Below are 18,237 nucleotides of genomic sequence, written 5' to 3'. Positions count from 1 at the left end.
ACTCATTGCTTTGCAACTCATTTCGAAATGACATCTAGTGTATTTACTCCGTTGGTAACGGCGGTGGGGTATTACCACCCAAGAACGATTTCAGTTCTTCCACATCCTTTAAGGCCGACCAATTGGCCATCCCTTGTTTCCAGACCAAGCTATCGCGGTTAATGGTCCGTGATGCAAAGAGGGATTGCATTTGTTCAAAGGTCACTGGGCCATGTTGCGTACCGTTTGTGGCATAGAAATATAGCGTTTGGGCAGGCATCGGGGGCGGCATGGCCCCTCCGGTCTGTGCAGCACCCATTTGGGGTTGCGCTTGGGTCGTACCACCCATCATGCCACCCATTTGTTGGGCCAAAACAAAGCCCATACCCATGCCCATTCCGGCACCGGCGGTTCCACCTTCATTTTGGGCAGCGGCTTCAATAGCTTTTGCCGTTTTGAATTTGGTCAGCTTGTCCAGATCCAATTTATCGATACGGCTGTATTCGAATATTTCTTTTTTGAGTTCTTCGGGCATGGAAACGTTCTCGATGTAGAATTTCTCCAAGGAAATCCCCACCGTTTGAAATTCCGGGGCCATCACTTCGCGACAGGTATCCGAAAGTTCGGTGGTGTTAGCCGCGTACAGTTCAATGGGCAAATTGGCCTTGCCCACAGTATCGGTAAAGCGGGTGGCGATCAAGCTTTTTAAATGCTCGTTGATCTCGAAATTGGTAAAGTTGCTGTCGGTGCCCACAATGTCCTTGATGAACTTGCCGGCATCTGAAATTTTATAGGCGTAGGTGCCGAAGGCCCTGATTTCTACTAAACCGAATCGGTCATCGCTCAACGTAATCGGACTTTTGGTGCCCCATTTTTCGTCGGTGAAGAGGTGGGTGTTCACAAAATACACCTCCGCTTTAAAAGGGGAATTGAACCCGTATTTCCATCCTTTTAACGTGGCCAAAATGGGCAGGTTTTGGGTGGTGAGGTCGTAGGTGCCTGGTGTGAACACATCGGCCAGTTGGCCTTCGTTGATAAACACGGCGGTCTGCCCCTCGCGAACGATCAGTTTTGCCCCGTTCTTGATTTCATTTTGATAGCGCTCGAACCGATACGCAATGGTGTCGTCGGTGTAGTCGAGCCACTCGACAATATCGATAAACTCGTTACTGAGTTTCTCCTTGATCTTTCCAAAAATATCCATGGTAGTGTTTTTTAACTTGTTTGCTCCTTAAAGGTAAAAAAAGTGTGGAAGCTTTCCGATGGATTAGTATGAAATGAAGGGAGTTTGTTACAGATGAATGAATTTAATCCATCCTGCCTGCGGCCTTCAACATCTCCAACACCTTTTCCTTGGGCAATGCTTCCATTTTATGTCCATCCCTTCCTGTCATGGTCTCGCTGGCAAAAAGGGAATTGAGAATGGCTTCCTCCGTAGCCTCGATGGTGGCCAAAAACAAGGGGGTCATGGCCTCGTTACGCAAAGTCGGGGCGTTTTGAACAGGATTTTCGCTTTCGTAGGGAATGCGGCAGGCTTCGGCTGTGGAAACGGCAATCACATAATCGCCGCTGCCGTTGCTGGCAATACCTCCTGTTCGTGAGAGGCCCAGCATGGCTCGTTTCGCCAAGCGCTCCAGGTTTCGGGCATCCAAAGGGGCATCGGTCATTACCACCATCATACAGGAACCATCTGGTGAATACTTGAAACTGTTGGAGTAGTGCCCCAGTTTTTTGCCCACTTCAACACCGGCCACTTGCAACACCCCGCCAAAATTGGTCTGCACCAAAACGCCCACGGTATATCCGCCGGATTGTTTCGGCACTACTCGGGATGCGGTTCCTATACCGCCCTTAAACCCAAAACAGACCGTGCCCGTTCCGGCACCCACATTGCCTTCGGCCACAGGTCCCGTCTTTGCATTTTGGATGGCTTGCAGTACATCAGTTTCGGTCACATGACGGCCACGGATATCGTTGAGGTAGCCATCATTGGTTTCCCCCACCACCGCATTCACGGAACGGACCGCTTCATTCCCCTCTTGATTCAACGTATAGCCAATTACCGCATTCATCGCGGTGGGCACACTCAAAGTATTGGTGAGGATGATCGGCGTTTCCAGATTGCCCAATTCCTTTACTTGGGTGTAACCGGCCAACTTTCCGAATCCATTGCCCACATAAATGGCCGCAGGCACTTTATCTTGAAAGAGATTCCCGCCGTGCGGCAGTAGGGCCGTAACCCCGGTTCGGATGTTTTCCCCTTTGATCAAGGTGGTGTGCCCTACCTGTACCCCTGGCACATCGGTGATAGCGTTCAAAGCACCCGGTTTAAGCACTCCAATTTCAACACCATGATCGCGAAGTCGGTTTTGGGAAAGCATCAGCAACGGGAATAGGATAAACACATAACAAAGGCCCCGAGTTGGTTTTGACATAACATCAGATTTATTGTTTGACCGCACTCACGGTTACCAACAATTGCCCTACATGCCGTTGACTATGCTCGGCGGCATGAAAAAGCAGACCGATCACCGTTGAGGGCAATTTTTTTCGTCCCACATAACGCGCTTCGGTAAGCGTATTTTCCGGGATGGTCTTAAAATGGTTCAAGGCTTCGTTGACCTTTTCTTCAAAATGGGCAATCAATTGTTGGGTTGATGGAGCGTCTTGTCCATTCCCCTCATTTTTTAAATACGCCAGTTGGTTCGTAGTCAGAACATCCCCTTTCGCATAGGTGAGCAAACGATCCAACACACCTGTTAAATGTCGCAAGTGAAACCCCACGGAAGCCCTATCCAAAGGATTTTCCCAAAGTTGCTCTTCGGGAAAATCCGTCATATAGGTTTTTACATCACGCACCGATTGCAGCAGCGCATGGGCCGCTGGTTGCAACAGAGGTGGTATTTCGGGGATTGGACCACTCAACCAATACTCCTCTTGAGGTGTTGTTGAAGGTTGTTTTTCCATTTTTAAAAATCCCGATAATCACCCGCCAAATATTGGTTGGCCTTGTCTTCTTTAAATCGGGCGGTTTCCGCATCCCAATGCAAGGTTTCACCAGGGAAACGCCCCGCAATGGTTCCCAATAGAATGGTTTCGGTCAAACGGGCGGCATAATCAAAAGGCGCTGTGGTTTCCCCTTTGCCCAAGCACGCATCTACAAATTGGTGATAGTGTTTCGGACCTTCCGTTGCATAATTTCGAATGGGTTCACCCAAATTATGCTCGGCGGAAACTTTTGCAATTTCTTTGGAAATGTCCACGTACTTGCCCTTTCTGATTTTCTTGGGCAATTGCATAAAGTGCGGCAACAACAATCGTCCCTTTTCACCCACGAACATGGCACCTTGTTCTGGTAGCTCATTTTCAGCAGCGACTTTGGCATTGAGGGACATTTTGTCCTTCATGTTTTCTGAGGCGGCGGCTTTACCGGTTTTATCCATGGTCATACCCGGTAGCAATAAATCTTCGTGCATGGCCGGTGCACCTGGTCCATCATACCACACCCATTTTAAGGTCTTGGTGGTGTAGGGCGTCTGTGGAAATTCGTAAGTGACCGTGTTGTGTTCCGGATAGCCAAATCCGTTGGTAGGCCTACATTCTGTTTTGATGGTTCTGGGGACATCCAGTTCCAAGGCATTGTAGGGGGTGTCAAAAATATGAACGCCCATATCGCCCAACGTGCCGCACCCGTAATCCATCAGTTTTCGCCAATTACCGGGGTGATACATCCCCTCTTTGTAGGGACGTTCCTTGGAAGTGCCCAACCAAAGGTTCCAGTCCAATTGTGCCGGTACAGGGTCCTCGCCTTCGGGTAACGGACCATCGTACCCCCAGTTTTTGGGAGACCAGGCATGCACGGTATGAACCTTGCCAATAATCCCAGATTGGATCAACAATGTGGCCAGCTTATAATCGTAAAAGGAATGTACTTGAATGCCCATTTGGGTCACCAACCCTTTTTCGGCGGCCATTTTTTTCATGGCGCGGGATTCCGACACATAATGCGTCAACGGTTTTTGGCAATAGACGGGTTTGTTCATTTCCATGGCCATCAACGAAGCAGGGGCATGGGTATGGTCGGGGGTGGAAACGATCACCGCATCGATTTCATCGCCCATTTCTTCCAACATGGCCCGATAATCAAAAAATACTCGGGCACCAGGGTGCATTTTATGGGCTGTGGAAAGGTTGACGGCATCCACATCACAAAGGGCAACCACATCCACCGAACCGTGGGATGAAATGGCCTTAAGGTCTTCCATGCCCATATTGCCGACACCGATATGTGCGGTGCGCAGCTTTTCTTTGGGCAAACCTCCTTTTAATATGGAAGGTGCGAGCATGATGCCCAATGCACCAACACTACTTTTCTTTAGAAATTCTCTTTTATTCATGGTTGGGTGGGTTATAATTTTTTGATTTTGATATTTCTGAACCAAATGGGGCTCGCATGATCTTGAAGGGCAATGTAGCCAGTTTTGAATTTTCCATAGTCAGGGGCATTGTCCCATTTTCCGGAATTCTTTTTGGCCTGCCATTCTTCTGACCAGGGTACAAACTCCAATAATTTTTTGCCGTTGAGCCAGTGTTCCACTTTTTCAGGGGTAAAAACGATTTTGGAGGAATTCCATTCCATGACTGGATTCAGTTGTTTTTGGGATTCATCGGCCACATGCATGGCATAATCGGCACCTGTTTTTTGCCAATCCTGAAGCAACTCCGGATGTTCGGCACCAAATTGGGAATTGTAGCCTACCAAATCGTGGATGTTGGCGTAGTTTTCGTCGTCGATCAATTGGTATTCGGGTGCCACAACTGGAGGACCATCATAGCCTTCCTTCACATGGTAAAAAATGCCACTATTACCACCTTCGGGGATTTTCCATTCGAGGTACAGTTCGAAATTATCGAACTCTTCAGCACCATAAAGAATGTCTTTGCCGCCGGTATAGTTTTGTTCCAGACCAAGTTCGGTGTCAAAGGTGAGAGTGCTGTCCTTGATGGTCCATCCGGGAGGAAGCGAGTCCATGTTGTAGCCCCGCCAACCCTCCAAACTGGTACCATCGAAAAGATAGATCCATTCTGAGGTTTCGGTCGTTTCGTTTTGTGGAGTGGTTGTTTCTTCGGATTTGGGCGCTGTGTTCTTGCAAGCGGCAATCAGTAGCAATACCATCGCCAACTTTAAAAGTTTGTTCATTGTTCAGATATTGGTTTTTTATGAAGGGTTAAAGTACAAAATATTGAAGAACTTTTTTTGCGTCATTTTCACTACATTTAAGGCTGACTAACTCAACATTAAAAAAATGAAGACTTGCTTTTTCAGGTTCGGCATGCTCTTGCTTGCCGCAACGTTATTTGTTACTCCCACTCACGCACAAAGAAAAAAGAATACCCAAGCGGCTCCGGCCTATCCCCAAGATCTGTATTCCAGCTTGGAATATCGATTGATCGGACCGTTCCGAGGTGGACGTTCTGCTGCGGTCACCGGTGTGCCCGGTGAACCCAACCTGTTCTATTTTGGAGCAACGGGTGGGGGTGTTTGGAAAACCACCGATGGTGGTCGCACTTGGGACAACATTTCCGATGGCTATTTTGGTGGCAGTATTGGTGCCGTAGAAGTGGCACAAAGCGATCCCAACGTAATTTATGTGGGCGGTGGCGAGGTTACCGTTCGTGGAAACGTATCCAGCGGGTATGGCGTTTGGAAAACGGAAGATGCCGGAAAGACTTGGCAAAAGGCAGGTTTGGAAAAAAGTAGGCATGTACCGCGCATCCGTGTGCACCCTACTGATTATAATACCGTTTATGCGGCCGTTTTGGGCGATATCTACAAACCCACCAAAGAAAGAGGGGTATATAAAAGTACCGATGGTGGAAAATCTTGGAAGCAAATCCTATATGTTAACGACCATGCCGGTGCGGTGGATTTGACCTTCGACCCGAACAACCCACGTATCTTGTATGCATCTACTTGGAGAGTGCAACGTACCCCTTACAGCTTGAGCAGTGGGGGCGACGGATCTGCACTTTGGAAAAGTACCGATAGTGGAGAAACTTGGACAGAGATTTCCAAAAACGAAGGATTCCCAAAAGATACTTTGGGGATTATCGGGGTTGCCGTATCACCTGTGAATAGTGACCGCGTTTGGGCCATTGTGGAAAACAAGGACAAGGGAGGGTTGTACCGGTCGGAAGACGGCGGAAAAAAATGGAGCTTGGTCAACGAAGAGCGAAAAATTCGTCAACGGGCCTGGTACTATACCCGAGTATATGCCGATACCAACGATGAGGATTTGGTGTATGTACTCAACGTTCAGTACCACAAAAGTACCGATGGCGGTAAGACTTTTAGCACTTTCAATGCGCCGCATGGCGATCACCATGATTTATGGATCGCCCCAGAGAATTCCCAACGGATGATCATTGGTGATGATGGGGGAGCCCAGATCAGTTACGATGGTGGGGAAACCTGGAGTACCTATTACAACCAGCCCACAGCACAATTTTATAGAGTGACCACGGATAACGCGTTTCCGTATCGCATTTATGTGGCCCAACAGGACAACTCTACCTTGCGTATCAATTACCGAAGTGATGACAACTCCATTGGTGAGGACGATTGGGAATCAACCGCAGGGGGTGAGTCTGCCCACATTGCGGTGGATCCAGAAGATAACGACATCGTGTATGGAGGTAGTTACGGCGGCTTTTTAACACGCGTCAACCATAAGAACAAAACTGTTCGAGGCATCAATGTGTGGCCCGATAACCCTATGGGTTATGGTGCAGAAGGAATGAAGTACCGTTTTCAGTGGAACTTCCCCATCATATTCAGCAAACACGACTCCAATAAGTTGTACACCTTCTCCAACCATGTGCACATGACCACCAATGAAGGGCAAAGCTGGGAGTTGCTCAGTGGGGATTTGACCCGAAACGATCCCACCAAGTTGGTGTCCAGCGGGGGACCCATCACCCAGGATAATACCAGTGTGGAATACTACTGTACCATTTTTGCGGCCAACGAAAGCCCGTTGAAAGAAGGGTTGCTGTGGGTAGGTAGTGATGACGGCCTGATCCATGTCACGAAAGATGGCGGAAAAACTTGGGAAAATGTGACCCCGACCAACATGCCGGAATGGAACATGATCAACAGCATTGAACCCTCCACGTTTGATGAAGGCACCTGTTATGTGGCAGCTACCCGTTATAAGTTGGGCGACTTTAAACCCTATTTGTACAAAACCACAGATTATGGAAAATCCTGGACCTTGATCACCAACGGTATCGAGGATGAGCATTTTACCCGAGTGGTTCGCGAAGATCCCAAAAGAAAGGGATTGTTGTACGCAGGTACCGAAACTGGAATGTATATTTCATTTGATGATGGAAAGAATTGGGAAAAATTCCAGTTGAATTTACCGATTGTGCCTATTACCGACCTGACCATAAAAGACGATAATTTGATTGTGGCCACCCAAGGTCGTAGCTTGTGGGTCATTGATGACCTTACCCTACTGCACCAGCTGGACAATGCCAAGAAATCCGCAAGTGCTGTGTTGTACAAGCCAAAGGACAGCTATCGTACCAAAGGCAACAAATCCAGAAGACCTTCCAAGACCGAAGGTGAAAATTTGGCCAACGGGGTAATTACCCATTTTTATCTGAAGGATGTTGCCGATAAGGACAGCATTGCCCTTACCTATACCAAAATGAATGGGGATACCTTGGCAACGTATAGCACCTACAGCAAGGAAAAGGACAAAAAACTGGAAGTCAAAAAAGGTGGAAACACTTTTGTTTGGGATACCCGAGGCAAAGGAGCCGAGCGTTTGCAGGGCATGATCTTGTGGTGGGCGAATTTGAACGGCGCCAAAGCCGTACCCGGTTCGTACAAGGTAAGTCTGAACGTTAACGGGGATAACCAAATCGAACAGTTCACCATTTTGCCCGATCCAAGAGCCGAGGTTTCGGTGGCCGATATGCAAACGCAGTTCGATTTTATCACGGACATCAACGAAACGGTTGATCGCGCCCACCAATCCATTAAAAAGATCAGGGCCATCAATGGTAAATTGGACGAATTTGTGAAAAAGTACAAGGATAACGAGACCACCAAAGACTTGGTTGCCAAAGCCAAAAAGATGAAGGAGGAATTCAGTGAAATCGAAAAGGCATTGTATCAGACCAAAAACCGAAGTAACCAAGATCCCTTGAATTTCCCGATCAGATTGACCAACAAACTCGCCCACTTGAACAGTTTGGTTTCCATTGATGATTTCCCGCCCACCGAGCAGGACATTGCCGTGAAGAATGAACTTTCCGGAAAGATCAAAGAGCAGTTGACTGCTTTTGATGCTTTGGTGGATAAAGAAATCTCAGCCTTCAATGATGAGTTCAACAAGCTCCAATTGGATTATTTGAGCATCGAAGAATAATTTTGAAATGCCCTTTTGCTTCTCGTAAAAGGGCATTTTTGATGATACACCTAAAGAACGCCATTACATGAAAAAAGTAGTATTGTTCCTGTGTTCCATGATGGGGACACTGGTTTTTGCCCAGACCGCCAACGAGTATTTTCAACCCCTTAAATTCAGGAACATTGGTCCGTTTCGCGGTGGCCGTTCGGTAACCGCAAGTGGTGTGGTGGGGGACCCAATGACCTATTACATGGGAACCACTGGAGGGGGCCTATGGAAAACAACCAATGCAGGAGGGCGATGGGACAATATCTCCGATGGTTTTTTTGAAATGGGTTCCGTGGGAGCGGTTTCCGTTTCCCCGTCCCACCCCAATATTGTGTATTGTGGAATGGGGGAACATGCGCCTCGTGGGGTGATGACCTCCTATGGCGATGGCATGTACCGTTCCAACGATGCGGGGAAGACCTGGACCAAATTGGGTCTTGAAAAAACCCAACATATCTCACGGATCATCATCCATCCGACCAATCCCGATGTGGTATATGTGGCTGCCCAAGGAGCACTCTTTGCCCCCAATAAGGAAAGAGGGGTATACCGTTCCAAGGACGGTGGCAAAACTTGGGAAAACATACTTTTTGTGGATGAAGGAACCGGTGCCGTGGAGCTGTCCATGGACGCCAACAACCCCTTAACGCTCTACGCAGCCATGTGGGACTACCAACGCAAGCCCCATGTAGTGATCAGTGGGGGTCCGGGCAGCGGATTGTACAAATCAACCGACGGCGGGGATACTTGGACCGAATTGACGGAAGGTCTTCCAAAGGAAAAAGGGAAAATGGCCATTGCGGTCAGTCCTGCCAATTCAGATAAGGTGTATGCCCTGATCGAAAGTGATTCCAATCAAGATAAGGGCGGTTTGTTCGTGTCCAACGATGCGGGCAAAAGCTGGAGCATGGTAAGTGGCGACAATCGATTGGTGCAGCGTGCCTGGTATTATATCGAAGTGTTTGCCGACCCCAATGATGAGGATACGGTATATGTATTGAGTGCCAATATGTTTCGATCGGAAGATGGCGGTAAAACCTGGAAAACCATTTCGGTACCCCATGGTGATACGCATGATCTTTGGATCAACCCCAGCAATTCCAAAAACATGGTACTGGCCGATGATGGAGGGGCCACCATTTCCTTTGATTATGGCGAAAATTGGACCCTTCAAGACAACATGCCCACGGCGCAGTTCTACCGCATCAATACCGACAATTTGTTTCCTTATAATATTTATGGTGGCCAACAGGATAACACCTCAGTTAAAATAGCAAGCCTTTCCGTAGGACGATGGAGTATTAGCCAAGAAGACTGGCATTACTCCGCAGGTGGTGAAAGTGCCTTTTTGGCCTTTGACCCCGACAACCCCCGTTACGTGATGGGAGGCAGTTATTTGGGAACCATCGAACTATTGGATATGGAGTCCAAAATGTCTACCGATGTGATGGCCGCACCTATCCAATATTTGGGCAGGGAGGCCCGCAACATGAAGTACCTCTACAACTGGAACGCACCGATCATTTGGTCCCAACACGAACCGGGTACCTTTTACCATGGTGCCCAATTGGTGTTGCGCACCCGCGACAATGGGGTCACTTGGGAAGAAATCTCACCGGACCTTACCCGTGATCAGGATGATAAACAGGGCAATGGAGGCGAGCCCTATACCAATGAGGCAGTAGGCGCCGAGAACTATGGTACATTGGCCTACATCATCGAATCACCTCACGAAAAAGGAGTTATGTACACCGGAAGCGATGATGGTTTGGTACATGTGACCAAAAATGGAGGCGAATCTTGGCAAAACATCACCCCAAAAGGATTGCAGGAATGTTTGGTGAACGCCATAGAAGTATCGCCCCATGACCCGGCTACCGTTTACATCGTAACTACCCGGTACAAGTTCAACGATTACACCCCGGCTTTGTACAAAAGCACGGACTATGGAAAAACATGGGCCAACATCAGCAGCGGACTCCCGTATGGTGCATTCACACGAGTGGTCCGTGAAGATCAAGAACGCAAGGGGCTGTTGTATGCCGGAACCGAAAAAGGACTCTTCATTTCTTGGAACGATGGAAAAAATTGGGAATCCCTCCAATTGAACCTGCCCAAAACGCCCATCACCGATCTAAAAGTGCATCAAGGTGATTTGATCGTTGCCACCTCGGGTAGGTCGTTCTGGATTTTGGACAATATCACCACCTTGGCTCAACACCAAGGCAATGCCAACGAATTAATACTTTTCAAACCTGAGGATGCCCTTCACGGTTTTTGGGGCAGCCCGATGAACAGCAGTTCCAAAAGTGTGGATGGCACCAATCCATACGAAGGGGTCAATCCTGCCAACGGAATGGTGCTCTACTATAATTTGCCGAAGGCGATGGACAGTAGCGAGGTGAACTTGGAAATCAAAAACAGTCAAGGAAAAGTGGTACGATCTTTCAGTTCCAAAAAGGATGAAAGCTATGTGCCCCATAACGGTGGCGGTCCACCGCCGGCCCCGGTTTTGGGAACCGAAAAAGGATTGAACCGTTTTGTCTGGGATTTGAAGACCCCCATTTTGCCCGGCATCCCCGGAGTGTACATCGAGGCCAATTTTACAGGACACAAAGTGCCGCCCGGAAATTACATTATCAATTTGATGGCTGAGGGAAAAACGGTTTCTACCCAAGGCATGGTCATACCAACGCCGAATACCGGCATGACCCAGGAACGTTTTGAGGAACAAGATCGGTTCATGAACGAATTGGAGGCGAACCTCACAGACATGCACAACAAGATAAATACGTTGTACAAAGTTCAGGGACAACTAAAGGATTTGATGAAGGAATTGGACAATGCCGATCTTAAAAAGGAGGGTCAGGCCCTTTTGGACAAACTGAAAACATGGGACGAAGAAATGGTACAGCGTAAATCGCAAGCGTATGACGATGTGGAGAATTTCCCGAACAAGTTTACGGCAGAGTACCTATTTTTGATGAACCAAAGCAACAGTTCGTTGCCCAGGGTCAATCAATCTTCCATAGATCGAAGGAACGAATTGGACGCCCAGTGGGTGGGATTGAAACAAAGGGCAGAGACTTTGATGAAATCCGATATCCCCGAATTCAACAAAAAGCTTTGGGATAATGGCGTAGGTGCCATCCGAATGTAAAATTTAAAATACCAAGCAATTGCTGTACGCATACATCAAATCGTTGCACTTGATCTTTGTGGTCACCTGGTTTGCGGGCCTGTTCTATATCCCCAGGTTATTCATTTACCATATTGAGGCATGGCAAAAACCATCTCCCGATAAAGAGATCCTGTCCGAACAATTGAAACTGATGACCCGTCGCTTGTGGTATATCATCACCTGGCCCTCGGCCATTTTGTGCACTATTTTTGCCCTTTGGTTGATGGTTTTGATGCCCAGCTGGATCCAACAGCCGTGGATGCATGTTAAGTTGGCCTTTGTGGTATTGTTGTTTGTTTACCATTTTAAATGCCACCAGATCTTTAAACAAATGCAGCGGGACGATATTCGGTACACATCCCAGTTTATGCGGATTTGGAACGAGGTGGCCACCATAATCCTGTTTGCGGTGGTGTTCTTGGTAATCCTGAAAAGCGCCTTCAACTGGATTTACGGCCTCGTGGGTATGTTTGTGCTCATGATCTTGTTGATGTTGGGCATAAAGCTGTACAAACGCTACCGGGAGAAACACCCGAACGCATAACACGTGCAAAGACAAGTACAAGTCCAAGTTCAAAAAGGAACAATTTTAATTTTTACCTTGAACCCTGCTCTTGAAATAGCGGGTTGTTTGGCTCGATAATTGATTAAATTTAGCATCAAATCAGGCTGTTTTGTTCAGAAAACTTTCATTGCGATCTCGTATTTTCTTTGCCATGATCACTTTGGTGGTCGTTGCGTCGGTATTGATTGCCGGGGTCACGATCTATCAATACAAGGAACAGGGCAAGGATTATCACCAGGATCGCCTCGAACGCAAAGAGGAGCAATTGATCAAAAGCGTGCAGTACGTACTGCGGGAGACCACCTTTCCCGTAACCACCGAAAATTTGGGATTGATCTTTCGGGACGAGATCTACGAGATCGCCGATGTGCAGAACGTGAATTTCAACATCTATGATCTGGAAGGCAATTTGATCAAAAGTTCCAGACCCAGTTTTGAGTCAGATTCCATTTCAGCTTGTTTGGATGCCAATGTACTCAACTATTTGCTGGAAACCGGTGAAAGCAGGTATGTAGAGGAAAAACGGGCAGCTGGGGACACTTATCAGGCCACCTACACCTACATTACCGATTTAAAATTTAAACCGATCGGCATTCTCAACCTGCCCTATTTTGAGGACAACAGTTTCAACAATATGGAACTCAAAGAATTCCTCTTCCGATTGGGAGTGGTGTATTTGTTGATGCTGTTGGCCGCCATCATTTTGGCCTACTTTATTTCGAAATACATCACCCGTTCGCTTCAGACCATTTCAGATAAGATAAACAGGACCAACCTGACCCGACAGAACGAAAAAATCTATTTAGAGAGTCCGGGGGAGGAGATCAGCATGTTGGTGGATTCCTATAACCGAATGATCGATGAGCTGGAAGAGAGTGCCATAAAATTGGCCCGTAGTGAAAGGGAACAGGCGTGGCGGGAAATGGCCAAACAGGTGGCGCACGAAATTAAGAATCCATTGACCCCGTTGCGACTGACCGTACAGAGCTTTGAGCGCAAGTTCGATCCCAACGACCCCGATATCCAGAAAAAGGTGAACGAATTCTCCAAAACATTGATCCAGCAGATCGATACTATGAGCAATATTGCCACGGCCTTTTCCAGTTTCGCCGATATGCCGGCACAGCAGAACGAGACGTTGAACGTGGTCAAGGTGGTTAAATTGGCACTGGAAATCTTTAACGAGGATTATATCCATTTTATAGCGGATGAAGAGGAAATCATTGCCAAATTGGATCGTACCCAATTGATCCGTGTGATCACGAACTTGGTCAAAAATGCCATCCAGGCCGTTCCAGATGTGGAATCGCCCCGTATTCTGGTCACTGTTGCATCCGAAGGGGAACATGTAAAAATTTCCGTGGCCGATAATGGCGTGGGCATCTCGGATGAAAACCGGCATAAAATATTCGAGCCCAAGTTTACCACCAAATCCAGCGGTACGGGCCTTGGATTGGGTATGGTAAAAAACATCGTGGAAAACTATGGCGGAACCATTAACTTTACTTCACAAATGGGAAAGGGCACCGTATTTTGCATCAAATTTCCCAAAGAACATAAAAAAGCATCTGCTGTTGGCGCATAATGCCAAGCACCAAAAAAAGCAACAACATGGATTTCGAGAACATCTACATTGAGGAAGAGAACAATTTTGCCACCATTACCATAAATCGGCCCAGCAAACTGAATGCCCTGAACAAGCGGACCATTGAGGAATTGCAAGTTGCCATTGCCGAATTGGATGAGGATGCGAACATCAAGGTCATCATCTTGACCGGAAGCGGTGAAAAGGCCTTTGTGGCCGGGGCCGATATTTCCGAATTTGCCCATTTTTCCGTAAAGGAAGGTCGCCAATTGGCGGCCTTGGGTCAAAAAAATCTTTTTAACGCCATCGAGAATCTCTCAACCCCAGTTATTGCTGCTATAAACGGATTCGCGTTGGGGGGTGGGCTTGAATTGGCCATGGCCTGTCATTTTAGGGTAGCCAGCAGTAATGCCCGAATGGGACTGCCCGAAGTGTCTTTGGGGGTGATTCCCGGGTATGGGGGTACGCAACGTTTGCCGCAGCTCATTGGAAAAGGCCGTGCCATGGAAATGATCATGACCGCGGGCATGATCGATGCCGATAAAGCCTTTGCCTATGGATTGGTAAATCACGTGACCTCCCTGGAGGAATTAGTGCCGCTTTGTGTCAAAATTGCGGGCAGGATATCGAATAATTCTTCCGTTGCCATAAAACATGCAATAAAAGCGGTAAATGCAGGTTTTAAGTATGACGTCGATGGCTATGCCGTGGAAGTCGATGCTTTTGGCCATTGTTTTGGCACGGACGATTTTAAGGAAGGCACCACTGCTTTCCTGGAAAAGCGCAAGGCAGACTTTCCGGGTTCATGACCTTCGGCCCTAACCCATCCAAACCATGACTAAAAAACATTTTGTCCTTCTTTTTATCCTACTGTCAGGATGGGCCCTATCGGCACAAAAAATGCCGGTGAGCTATGATTTTGGAGAAAAATACAACGATCGCTATCGCTATTCCAACCTCATGACTATTGATGAAGATGGTTCCGGGGGGTACATTTTAGTACGCGCCTACTATCAGGGCTTGATCTTGAAGCCCAAGGGCTATTTGATTGAACACTACAACAGTGATCTGGAACTGGTTTCAGAATTCAATTACAAAGTAAAGGGGCTCGATTTTATCGATGGTTTTTTTAAGAACGGCCAGTTGAATCTGCTGTTCCTGAACTACAACTATGACCGTGGGGAATACGAGTATTGGGTGCACACCAGTCCCATCATCGCCTTCAATTTCCGAACGGTGAAACTGCTCTCACTCTCTTCCGAAGAAGTGAACAACCCAGTGGACAAAAACTATTTCAACCGAAACTTTTCCAATGGGTTCACCACATCGATACTTTTCGATGAGGACAAAAGGGGATTCGTGATCAGCACGCACCACAAAAAGGGAAAGAGTGAAAAACACATGATCCATTTGTTCGACACCGCCCTTAACAAAAAGTTTGAGTTCGACTTTTCGGATGAGATCGAGGAAAAGAACTATGCCTTTGAAAACGTGACCTTCTCACCCGACCTGCAATCCATCTATTTGGTGGGCAAGGCCTATTTTAAAAAGCGACGATTTCAAGTGGACGAACGCAAGTTTCAGTACGAATTGGTCAAAATTTCCCAATTTGGAAGTCAATCCCAGTCTTTTGTTGACCCGGGCAAATATCCGGAAGCGCTGTATCCCATTTTGCTAAACGACAGACTGGTCTGTGTGGGCTTCTACGCCGATAGAAAGGACAATCGCTACAACGGCATTGCCTATTTCAACCTAAATCCATCCACCTTGGATATCAAATCCCAGAAATACAACCCGTTTTCCCAGCAATTTATGGACGATAAATTTGGCAGGGAAGACGATAAGGATATCAAGAACCTGGTGTTCAAGAATGTGGAAGTGACCCCCAAAGAGGAAATTTTCTTCAATGCGGAGGAATATTTTGTGACCTCGGGCCTTGAGGTGACCGGTGCTGGGCAACGTGTCCGTATTGAGCGTTACCACCATAATGATATCGTCAGCGTGAAGTTGGATCCGTCCGGTGCAATGGTCTGGGCCCGGAACATCAACAAAACCGAAGTCACCCAAGGTGATGGGGCCTATGCGTCCTACAGCTCTTATTGCAAGGATGGAAACACCTATTTCTTTATTTGTACGGCTGCGGAAAACCCCCAATTGATCAATAACGAACGGTTGATCTTTAAACAAGGGTTGAGCCGCAACCGGAACGTGTTCCTGATTTCGTTGGATGCCAATGGGGTGATGGATTATGAAAAGATCATTGACCAAGAAGAAGCCCGCTTGCCTTTAATGGTCTCCAAACCCTTAAAGGATGAAAAGGACAACGAAATGCTCTTCTATGCCAAAAGGGGGAACAAAAAGCAATTGGTGAAGGTAGATTTCAATTAAGACTTCCATTCTTAAAAACATAAAAGCCTCTATTTTAGGGGCTTTTTTATTTAATATTTTCAAAAAAGTAAGAAAATACTTATGCTATTATAGCATTCATCAACTCCAATTCCGCATCCATCAATCCATAGGCCGTGTTGGTGAGTTAGGGCAAAAATGTGCCATTGGGTCACCCTACATTTGGCGCAGAAATAACCCTAATTTAATCATTATGAAAGCGTTAAAAGTAGTTAGTTTGGCCATGGTTTGCATGGCAATGGTATTGGTTTCCTGTTCGGGCGACGATGGGGAACAAGGCCCACAAGGTATCGCCGGTGTTGATGGAGTCGACGGACAAGATGGTGTGGACGGTGTTGATGGGAATGCTAATGTGCAACAGTTTAGTTATAATCTTGAGGTATTTACAAATTATGGCAACCTCCAGTTTGATTTATTAAATATTGTCAATCAACCTGAGAACTTTGCATTTCTTTATTATATCGTAGATAACAATGGATTGGTATATTCGATTCCTGGACCAATTTATAATTTATATTATACATCGGTTTATTCTGATGTAATTTCAGGTGGTAACACCCTTTTTATTGATTTCTACAATTCATCTGACGATACCCCTGCTGTTGTCCCTGGTGGGACATTTACCCAAGTAATTGTTGTTGCTATTGAAAAAACTTCTTTGGCAAATAAAAATGGCAATGCTGATATTATAGCAGAACTCAAATCAGCTGGCGTCGACACTTCCGATTACCATGCTGTGGCGGCCTACTTCGGATTGGAATAAAAACCTTTTATCCTAAAAGGATAAGCTAACCATGAACAGGAAAAGCCGGGCTTTGCTCGGCTTTTTTTAACCACAAAAAGGGTTAGCCAAGAATAAAATTTCAACTAAAAGAGTTATCACATGAAAAAAATAAAATTTTTTGCATTGGCCATGATAAGCATGGCAACGCTATTGGTTTCCTGTTCTGGCGATGATGGGGAACAAGGCCCGCAAGGTCCACAAGGTGTACCCGGGGTAAATGGCAATGCCAATGTACAGGCCTTCTCCGTAGATGTATCAAATTGGGATGGAGGCTCCACCTTGATTTTCAATATTCCCGATCAGCTGGACAAATCGAAATTTACCTTTCTCTTTTATCTCAAGACTTCGGTTGGGGGATATGTTTTTCCAGTTCCCGGTGCTTCATTAGAAGGTGGATTTAATACCACTCTCTTTTATTTAGCAGAAGAAGAGGACCAATTGGGAGATGCCAGTATCCTATTTTTTGACAGTGTGGATGGGTTGCCCTTTAATATGCCATCAAATGTTTTTAGTGAGGTGCTCATTGTGGCCATAGAAATTGGAACATCCGCCAAAAATGGAAATGTCAATGTATTGTCAGAACTGAAAGCCGTAGGCGTGAACACTTCCGACTACCATGCCGTGGCCGCCTACTTCGGATTGGATTAAAAAATAGTTTCTCTTGAGTTTTGTTTGATTCAACATAGGCCGGCCCTCGAGCCGGCCATGTTTTCAAGTCGTCAAACCGAATAGGGCAACCATCAATTCAAAACAGGGTTGAGTCAATTTAATCCAAAGAAAATTCTTACATAGATTTAATTTTATATATAAAAACATTGATTTGGGAGCCAAAAATATGGCCAATAACACCAAAGCAAAAGTTTGGGACAATATGACCTACGAAGAGCAAATGGCCCCTTTGTTCAACTTTTTGGAAATAAAGAACCATTAAAATACGAATCCCTTGAGGATATCACTAACCATGAACAAGGAAGCCGAGCCTAGCTCGGCTTTTTTCATGTATTTGTTTGCTGTTGTCTGTTCGGTCTGTCACCCTGAGCGCAGTCGAAGGGGAAGTCGAGAACAATTGTAAGTGGTAGAATGCATTTGTGACAATTCGTGGAATTCGTTTCAAACAATTGACTGTTGTTGGTTTTTGTTCGATGGTCAGATTATTGGATTATTGGATTATTGGATTGTTGGAAAGCTCAATGCTTATTGTCCATTGTTAATTGAACATTGCCATACACCCTTCAACATTTACCAAAAAACTAGATTTCTCACATG

At 46.5% G+C, this 18,237-nt stretch carries 13 protein-coding genes; 8 read left to right on the top strand and 5 right to left on the bottom strand.

Annotated features, from left to right (window positions below):
• Window positions 1-43: 43 nt before the first annotated feature.
• The 5 genes from EO131_RS06540 to EO131_RS06520 all read right to left on the bottom strand — a co-directional run bounded on the left by EO131_RS06540 (window position 44) and on the right by EO131_RS06520 (window position 5,179).
• Entirely contained in the window at window positions 44-1,183 is a 1,140-nt protein-coding gene (locus EO131_RS06540; protein ID WP_127020115.1) for an SPFH domain-containing protein, read from the bottom strand.
• Between the two features lie 103 nt (window positions 1,184-1,286).
• Window positions 1,287-2,414 (bottom strand): DmpA family aminopeptidase, encoded by a 1,128-nt coding sequence (locus tag EO131_RS06535; RefSeq protein ID WP_206512859.1) that lies wholly within the window; start codon window positions 2,412-2,414, stop codon window positions 1,287-1,289.
• Between the two features lie 10 nt (window positions 2,415-2,424).
• Window positions 2,425-2,946 (bottom strand): DinB family protein, encoded by a 522-nt coding sequence (locus EO131_RS06530; protein WP_127020113.1) that lies wholly within the window; start codon window positions 2,944-2,946, stop codon window positions 2,425-2,427.
• Between the two features lie 2 nt (window positions 2,947-2,948).
• Window positions 2,949-4,376 carry a Gfo/Idh/MocA family protein gene (locus EO131_RS06525; RefSeq protein ID WP_127020111.1) on the bottom strand — a complete coding sequence of 476 codons (1,428 nt, stop codon included), beginning with the start codon at window positions 4,374-4,376 and terminating at the stop codon, window positions 2,949-2,951.
• 11 nt (window positions 4,377-4,387) lie between these two features.
• Window positions 4,388-5,179: a 3-keto-disaccharide hydrolase gene (locus EO131_RS06520; protein ID WP_127020109.1), complete on the bottom strand. Its 792-nt coding sequence runs from the start codon at window positions 5,177-5,179 to the stop codon at window positions 4,388-4,390.
• A gap of 106 nt (window positions 5,180-5,285) precedes the next feature.
• Here EO131_RS06520 and EO131_RS06515 point away from each other — a divergent pair, with 106 nt between their 5' ends.
• The 8 genes from EO131_RS06515 to EO131_RS06480 all read left to right on the top strand — a co-directional run bounded on the left by EO131_RS06515 (window position 5,286) and on the right by EO131_RS06480 (window position 17,619).
• Window positions 5,286-8,420 carry a VPS10 domain-containing protein gene (locus EO131_RS06515; protein WP_127020107.1) on the top strand — a complete coding sequence of 1,045 codons (3,135 nt, stop codon included), beginning with the start codon at window positions 5,286-5,288 and terminating at the stop codon, window positions 8,418-8,420.
• Window positions 8,421-8,487: 67 nt separating this feature from the next.
• Complete coding sequence (locus tag EO131_RS06510; RefSeq protein WP_127020105.1) at window positions 8,488-11,610, top strand: VPS10 domain-containing protein; 3,123 nt, start codon at window positions 8,488-8,490, stop codon at window positions 11,608-11,610.
• 19 nt (window positions 11,611-11,629) lie between these two features.
• Window positions 11,630-12,175 carry a CopD family protein gene (locus EO131_RS06505; protein ID WP_127020103.1) on the top strand — a complete coding sequence of 182 codons (546 nt, stop codon included), beginning with the start codon at window positions 11,630-11,632 and terminating at the stop codon, window positions 12,173-12,175.
• Window positions 12,176-12,347: 172 nt separating this feature from the next.
• The gene (locus tag EO131_RS06500; protein ID WP_127020175.1) at window positions 12,348-13,781 is read left to right on the top strand and encodes a sensor histidine kinase; all 1,434 of its coding nucleotides are present in this window, start codon (window positions 12,348-12,350) and stop codon (window positions 13,779-13,781) included.
• A gap of 26 nt (window positions 13,782-13,807) precedes the next feature.
• Window positions 13,808-14,590 (top strand): enoyl-CoA hydratase-related protein, encoded by a 783-nt coding sequence (locus tag EO131_RS06495; RefSeq protein WP_127020101.1) that lies wholly within the window; start codon window positions 13,808-13,810, stop codon window positions 14,588-14,590.
• A 25-nt stretch (window positions 14,591-14,615) separates the two neighbouring features.
• Window positions 14,616-16,169, top strand: a complete 1,554-nt coding sequence (locus EO131_RS06490) for a hypothetical protein (RefSeq protein WP_127020100.1) — start codon at window positions 14,616-14,618, stop codon at window positions 16,167-16,169.
• 211 nt (window positions 16,170-16,380) lie between these two features.
• The gene (locus EO131_RS06485) at window positions 16,381-16,950 is read left to right on the top strand and encodes a collagen-like protein (protein ID WP_127020099.1); all 570 of its coding nucleotides are present in this window, start codon (window positions 16,381-16,383) and stop codon (window positions 16,948-16,950) included.
• A 120-nt stretch (window positions 16,951-17,070) separates the two neighbouring features.
• Window positions 17,071-17,619, top strand: coding sequence for a hypothetical protein (locus tag EO131_RS06480; RefSeq protein WP_127020097.1), 549 nt, complete (start codon window positions 17,071-17,073; stop codon window positions 17,617-17,619).
• The last annotated feature ends 618 nt before the right edge of the window (window positions 17,620-18,237 follow it).

This window comes from Flagellimonas beolgyonensis (assembly GCF_003992615.1).
GTDB classification, from domain to species: Bacteria; Bacteroidota; Bacteroidia; order Flavobacteriales; family Flavobacteriaceae; genus Flagellimonas; species Flagellimonas beolgyonensis.
The sequence above is the reverse complement of the archived record's forward strand: the minus strand, read 5'-3'. Positions and strand labels throughout refer to the sequence as shown.